Raw genomic sequence first — 7023 nt, 5'->3', positions numbered from 1 at the left:
CCAGGGGGATGAACTTGCATGGATCAAATGTCACACAAAGAGGCAGTTTCCGTACAGGAACTAAGATTGCAAAAGAAGTATTGGGTAAAAAAAATGCTGGCACTCAAAGCAGAGGAAACGTTGTTCACATTATCCGTTACACCTCAGCATGAGAAGTCGGCTGTTCGGAGCTATCCGTTTGAGTTGGGTCAGGGTGTAAGTGAGCGATTGCGCTCCATGAGTGGGGAGTCTAATGAAGCTTTATTTTTGATTTTGCTGACGGCTCTGAAGACGATTCTGCACAAGCATACCAGCAGTGATTCAATTACGGTGGCTTACCCGGTGAACAGACTACAAGACACGAGCGAGCGTTCGCCGGAGCCAAACTGGATTCCAATTATCGATAAATCGCCGAGCGGCTGTACTTTCCGAGAATGGCTGTATAAACTCAAGACGACATATATCGAGACTGTCAAAAATAGTGATTATTCTATGGATCGTCTGGTAGACGATATGAAGGTCGTACATGACCGGGATTACGCTTTTCTTCATCATGTTCGGTTTTCCCTTCAGGAGATGTACAGCGCAACAGATCTAGAGAGCGAGACATTGGGTATGCGGCTTCATATGTATTGGAGCGAGGGCAATCTATGCGGTGTGTTAGCCGGAAATACCCGCTTCTTTTCCGCTCCTGATCTGGAGCGGTTTGCGGGACAGTATGGGGTTATCATTGAAGAATTAATTGGGAACCCCGATCGTCCGGTGGAGGCCAGTGGGGGGCTTGCTGGATCGGAGCGCCACCGATTGCTGGATGAGTATGCAGCCGGTCCGAACCGAACCTACGGTTCCAGTGTAATGGGTTTGTTTGCGGAGCAGGTTCGGCAGACACCGGAGGCCATAGCCATCGTGACATCAGAGGGTTCCATGCATTATGCAGAGCTGGAGGCGAGGGCAGAACGCTGGGCTGCCGCATTGGTCCAAGACGGAACCAAGCAAGGCGATATCGTAGGACTTTATCTTGACCGAAGCCTGGAGACGGCCGTCGCGATTTTAGCAGTGTGGAGAGCAGGGGCATGTATTTTGCCAATGGATGTTCAGACTCCCGCAGAGCGCGTTCGATTCATACTGAAAGATGCCGGGGTAACCCGTCTACTCACACAGACCCGTTATATTAATCTTCCATTGTTTGCGAATGTGGAACGATTGCTTGCTTGTGAAGACCTGGATACTACCAATGATAATGGTGAGACACTTGCTCCCATAACGGCTGAACTGCCAGCGTACATCATTTATACTTCGGGAACTACGGGCAATCCCAAAGGTGTAGTCGTAGATCATCGTGGGCTGGTCAATTCAATCTCATGGAGAAAAGAAGAATACTCACTGGGAATACAGGACAATACGATCCAGCTCTTTTCCTATTCATTTGATGGTTTCCTGACAGGTTTCCTGACACCGCTCGTGTCGGGAGCAAGTCTCTTTATTGCTACTGAAATTCAGGTTAAGGACCCGCTACGTCTGAAACAGTTGCTTATCGTATATCATATCACTCATTTTATATGTGTGCCCTCATTGTATCGTCTGCTTCTGCAGCAGATTAAACCGGAGGACAAACTGTCTGTGCGCATTATTACCTTGGCTGGAGAGAGCGTCTCACCTGCACTCATTCGGGAAAGCAAGGAACGGCTTCCGGGTGTGGAGTTGTACAATGAGTACGGTCCTACTGAATCCAGTATCGTCGCACTTTGCAAAAGAGATGTAGAACAGGAAGAAAAGGTGACCATTGGCCGTCCCATATCAAACATGAATGCCTACATTCTCGACAACTGGAACGAGCCTGTTCCGCCGGGAATCGTTGGAGAACTTTGCCTATCGGGACCGGGGCTGGCTCGGGGATATCTTAACCAGTCTGAGCTTACAGATCAAGCCTTTGTACCCAATCCGTTTATTGCGGGTGAGCGGCTGTATCGGACTGGCGATCTGGCGAAATGGACGGAAGAGGGGGAAATCTGTTGTCTCGGGCGAAAGGATGCTCAGGTTAAGTTAAGAGGATATCGGATTGAGCTTCCTGAGATCGAGCAACGTCTTCAGAGTTATCCAGGTGTTCAGGCAGCAGCAGTTGTATGTGAGGAAGAAGAGGGTATTCCGATCCGTCTGATTGCTTATCTTCAAACCGACGACATAAAGGCTGTTGAATTGCGAGATTACATGGCGAGAGAGCTGCCGTTCTATATGCTTCCAGCTCGCTATTATCGACTGCATCAGCTTCCGCTTTCCGAGAACGGAAAGCTGGACAAGAAGCTAATTTCTTCCATGGAATATATCAATCTAGATGTTCAATTTCGGGAGCCAGAGAATGAAACTGAACAGAAGTTATGCGAGATATTTGCCGATGTTCTTCAATTAAAGAGGGTATCTGCGGATGAGAACTTTTTTGCCGCGGGAGGACACTCACTTAAGGCAACGATGCTGATGTCCAGAATTCAGAAAGAATTTAGCGTAGAGATCAGTGTAGATCATATCTTCGAGAAACAAACCGTCAAGGAGTTAGCGGAATTGATTGCTGAAAAAGAAACCCGTGCCTATCTCGCGATTACACCTGCAAGGCCAGCAGCAAGTTATCCTTTATCTTTTACGCAAAAACAGATGTACACGTTGTTTTGTAATGATCCGCATTCAACCGCCTATAACATGCCCGAGGCGCTTATTATAGACGGGGATTTCGATCATCAACGATTTCGGTTTGCGCTTGAGGAACTGACGAAGAGGCACGAGATTCTTCGAACCACTTTCTATGCCATCAACGGTGAACCGGTGCAGGAAGTGCATACGGATCATGTTGTTTCACTTGAATACTCGGAGCGAGCCTCAACGGATCTTGAAGAGACGATCAGACGATTTATCCGGCCATTTGACCTGGCAAGCCTGCCGTTATTCCGTGCAGGAATAACCCGAATCGGCCCGAGAAAACATTTGCTTCTAATCGATCTTCATCATATCACAGCTGATGGTGCTTCGATTGGCATATTCATTTCAGAACTGGCGAGCATCTACAATGGAGATTCATTGCCGGAAATCAGACTTCATTACAAAGATTTCGCGGTATGGCAGCATAAACAGAAAGAGGATCATCGATTCCAGCCTCAAGCACAATATTGGATGGATCAGTTCAGAAACGGAGTTCCCGTTTTGAGTCTGCCGTATGATTATCCCAGACCCAAACTTAAAAGCTTGGAGGGCGGCAGGATTAATTTTACCGTTGATGCAGCTCGCACGTCGTCTCTGAAGAAGTTGGCTGCCGAAAATGGCGTTACTCTATTCATGTTGCTGCTGGCAGTGTATCAGACCATGCTTTCCAAGCTGTCCGGACAGATAGAACTGGTCGTTGGATCACCGGTCTCTGGCAGAACACAGGCAGATCTGGAACAGACCATGGGCATGTTTGTAAATGTGGTTCCCATCCGCGCAGAGGTATTACCGCAATTGCGCTTCACTGAGCTCCTGACTCAAGTGAAAAATACGACGCTGGGTGCGTTTGAGAATCAGGCGATTCAATATCAGGACTTGACGCGGAACTTGGGATATACTCCAGACCCTAGCCGTAATCCCATATTTGATACGATGTTTGTACTTCAAAACATGGCGGAGAATCGCTTTGATTTCAGAGGACTGCATTTCTCGCATGTTGGCTTCGAGCAAACCGTATCCAAATTTGATCTTACTTTAGCCGGTTTTGAGGGCGGAGATGGTGTGATGTATTTCGATTTGGAGTACTGCACACATCTTTTCCAGAGGGAAAGCGTACTGCGTTTTGTGGATTATTTCATGCATATTTTGCAGACTGTTATTGATCAACCGCAGACGCTTGTATCGCAGATGACGCTCCTTCCCCAAGAGAGATTGCATGAACAATGGAAGGAACTCAACACCAAGAACCCATGCGATCCACCGAAGCTGACTTTACTGGAGCAGTTTGCCCTGCACGCCAAAAAATCTCCGGACAAGGAAGCCCTGTTGTTTGGTGAGTCGCAAATGACTTATGAGCAGTTGGACACACAGTCAGAACAGTGGGCTAACTGGTTACGCTCAAAAGGAGTGGGTCTGGAAGATGTCATAGCCGTCAGACTGGAACGTTCCTTCGAACTCGTTATTGCGTTTCTGGCGGTGCTTAAGACAGGTGCGACATATCTGCCGATCGACCCGGAGTTTCCGGCAGATCGTACGTCGTATATGCTTCAGGACAGCGGAGCAGTGCTAATGATTACGGATAAGGAAGATGCACAGGATATCGCAGGCCATATACCTGTTTATCTGCCCCGGGAAATCGATATTACTGATCTGAAAATAAAAATAAACACCTCATTGCTCGCATCGCAAAGCAACAATCTGGCTTATATTATCTATACTTCGGGTACTACGGGCAGACCCAAAGGTGTGGCGTTAGAGCATGCAGGTCTAGCTAATCTTTCGGCTCTCTTTCTCTCCTCATTGGGAGTACAACCTGAAGACCGCATTCTTCAATTTGCTTCATGCTCTTTTGATGCTTCCATATGGGAGCTTGCCATGGCATTTACCGCCGGAGGAACTCTGTGTTTAGTATCGGCAGAGACGATCGCAGATCCGCTCCACTTTGAGCGGTATGTAGAAAAGACGAATGTTACTGTTATGACGCTACCTCCACCCTATATGGCCCGATTGCAACCTGAGCGTTTGCCTGGTCTTCGTCTTATAATCACGGCTGGCTCCGAGCCATCGCCGGCCATGTTGTCTACATGGAGTCAGCATATGCGCTGTGTGAATGCTTATGGACCGACCGAAGCATCCATATGTGCAGCGATATGGGAATATGAAGAAGAGACTGATCTGTTATCGGTACCTATCGGATTTCCTATCCCTCATAGCAGACTTTGCGTTGTGGATGCGGATATGAACCCACTGCCTGTCGGGATATCGGGAGAACTATGCATTGCAGGTACCGGACTCGCCCGGAGTTATCTAAACCTGCCAGAAATAACTGCCAGACATTTCATCTCCTCAGATATGCCAGGGTTTGAGCGCATGTATCGAACGGGTGACCTGGCCAAACTGCTGCCGGATGGCAGAATGATATACCAAGGCAGAATCGACAACCAGCTTAAGATTAGAGGTTATCGCATCGAACCAAGTGAGATTGAGGCACGACTGCTACAGATAACTGGCGTTCGTGAAGCAGTTGTATTGCCTAGGATGCAGGAAAGTGGAAATTCTCTAGTGGCCTATTACACCGGTGACAGTGCACCTGCATCGCGTGAACTGAAGATCGAGCTTACTGCCGTTCTTCCTCATTATATGCTTCCATCCTTCTTGGTGAAGCTGGAGGCGCTGCCTGTGACGTTAAATGGCAAGGTGGATCACTCGGCACTCCAACGTGTGGATTGGATACAAGAAACAAGGGAATGTGTCCGCATGCCAGAGAATGAACTGGAGGCAAAGATCCTTCGTGTGTTCGAACAAGTGTTGAACGTTCACGGGATTGGAACAGATGATTCCTTCCATGAATTGGGTGGAGATTCCATCTCGGCAATGAAAGCCAGCTTTTTGTTGAAAGAGCAGGGGGTAAGCCTGGATGTAAGAGACTTGCTTGTTCATCAATCACCTGTTGCTCTGGGGAAACTTCTACTTCAAATTACATCTGAAGGTTCGCGGCAACGTACATCGGAAGGCTCACAGAAACTTAAATCCAATGGAACAGAGGCATCCGATTTACAGCAGAAGCAAGTGCAGAAGGCTTTGGATGAAACGGAACTGAAGCAACTGATAGCTGCCCGTGCAACGTTTGCGGATCAACAAGAGGTTTACAGAAGACAACTGGCCGCAGAGGTGGAATTGGCGATATTGCCACTTACGGCTTCCCAGTCTACTCATCTTGGGCGTGCAGAGAATGTTGGTGTTGTTCTGCACTTCCCTTCCGACAAGACAAATGAGGAGATCCATAATGCCGTTCTTGGATTGGTGCAGGAGCAGGAGATGTTGAGATGTTTGTATAAGGGCAGACAGACAAATAACTGGAGCCTGCGAGAGCACCCTTCCCGAATTAATTTGCCACTCATCAAGGTTGATGCAGCCTGTTCCGAAGCACTGATGGAACAACTGGTCTCTGAATTGTACTATGGCGAATTCGAAGAGGACGGACCGGACAATTTATTGTACCGAATGGTGTTAATTGAGAATAGCAGTACCGGAGCCAAAGTTTTTGTGTACTCTTCCCATCATGCTTTATCAGACGGGCTGAGCTGCAGTTTAATTGCCGGGGTACTAACGGGGGCGCTATCCGTGGTTCACGGGAGCAAGCATCCTACCCAATATCGCGACTATCTTCGACTGACGGAGGATGGGGCAGTCGGAATTAGCTTTATGGAACTGGAGCGTCGCTTTGAACTGGGAACGTATCGTCAGCTTCTCATAGGGCTGAACAACAAGTTGGGGGAGTTCCGGGCTCAGAAGAGTACAGCAATCACATTAGAATGGGAACTTACAGAAGGGAAACCGGAAGAAGGCTGGATGAAGGTACTGGGATTGCTGGCGGTCTTTGGACGGGAATATCTTGAGCTGCAGCAATTGCCTGTACAATTGGTCAGCAGTGGAAGGCGGTATGGGGAGCAGACCTACTACCATCTTGTCGGGAATTTTACGGACTATATTCCTTTGGTGCTGGATACCCATTCGCAGCCGGAGCAACTTTTGCAGCAGATTCGAACATTGAGTCATACGACTTCCACTCACCATATCCGGTTCACCGATATGGAAGATCATGGAGCAGGCAAGGGGATTATGCTCAATTATTTTGGAGCTGTACAAGCGGAAGCAGAAGATAACGCAATACCAGCCGGAGGTCCTTCTTTTGCAGAAGCGGCTGATCATTATGGAATTTATTTCTACGTTAGACATGTTGGCAACAGTTTGCAAGTGCATATCGCACTTCCGTTCGAAGCGAGTGCTGAAGAACTGAAGAAGAAAATGACAGAAGGAATGGTCAAGGTGTTGTAGCTCAAATCAATAGAATTG

1 protein-coding gene is annotated in these 7023 nt (G+C 48.0%); it reads left to right on the top strand.

Annotated elements, in window-relative coordinates:
- Positions 1-18: 18 nt before the first annotated feature.
- Positions 19-7005, top strand: a complete 6987-nt coding sequence (locus ACR8BL_RS06945) for an amino acid adenylation domain-containing protein (protein WP_434758337.1) — start codon at positions 19-21, stop codon at positions 7003-7005.
- Positions 7006-7023: the final 18 nt, after the last annotated feature.

Origin of the sequence: Paenibacillus amylolyticus, assembly GCF_051136285.1 — a bacterium.
Taxonomy (GTDB): Bacteria; Bacillota; Bacilli; order Paenibacillales; family Paenibacillaceae; genus Paenibacillus; species Paenibacillus amylolyticus_F.
Note: the sequence above shows the minus strand (reverse complement) of the source record. Positions and strands in the feature narration are given on the sequence as shown.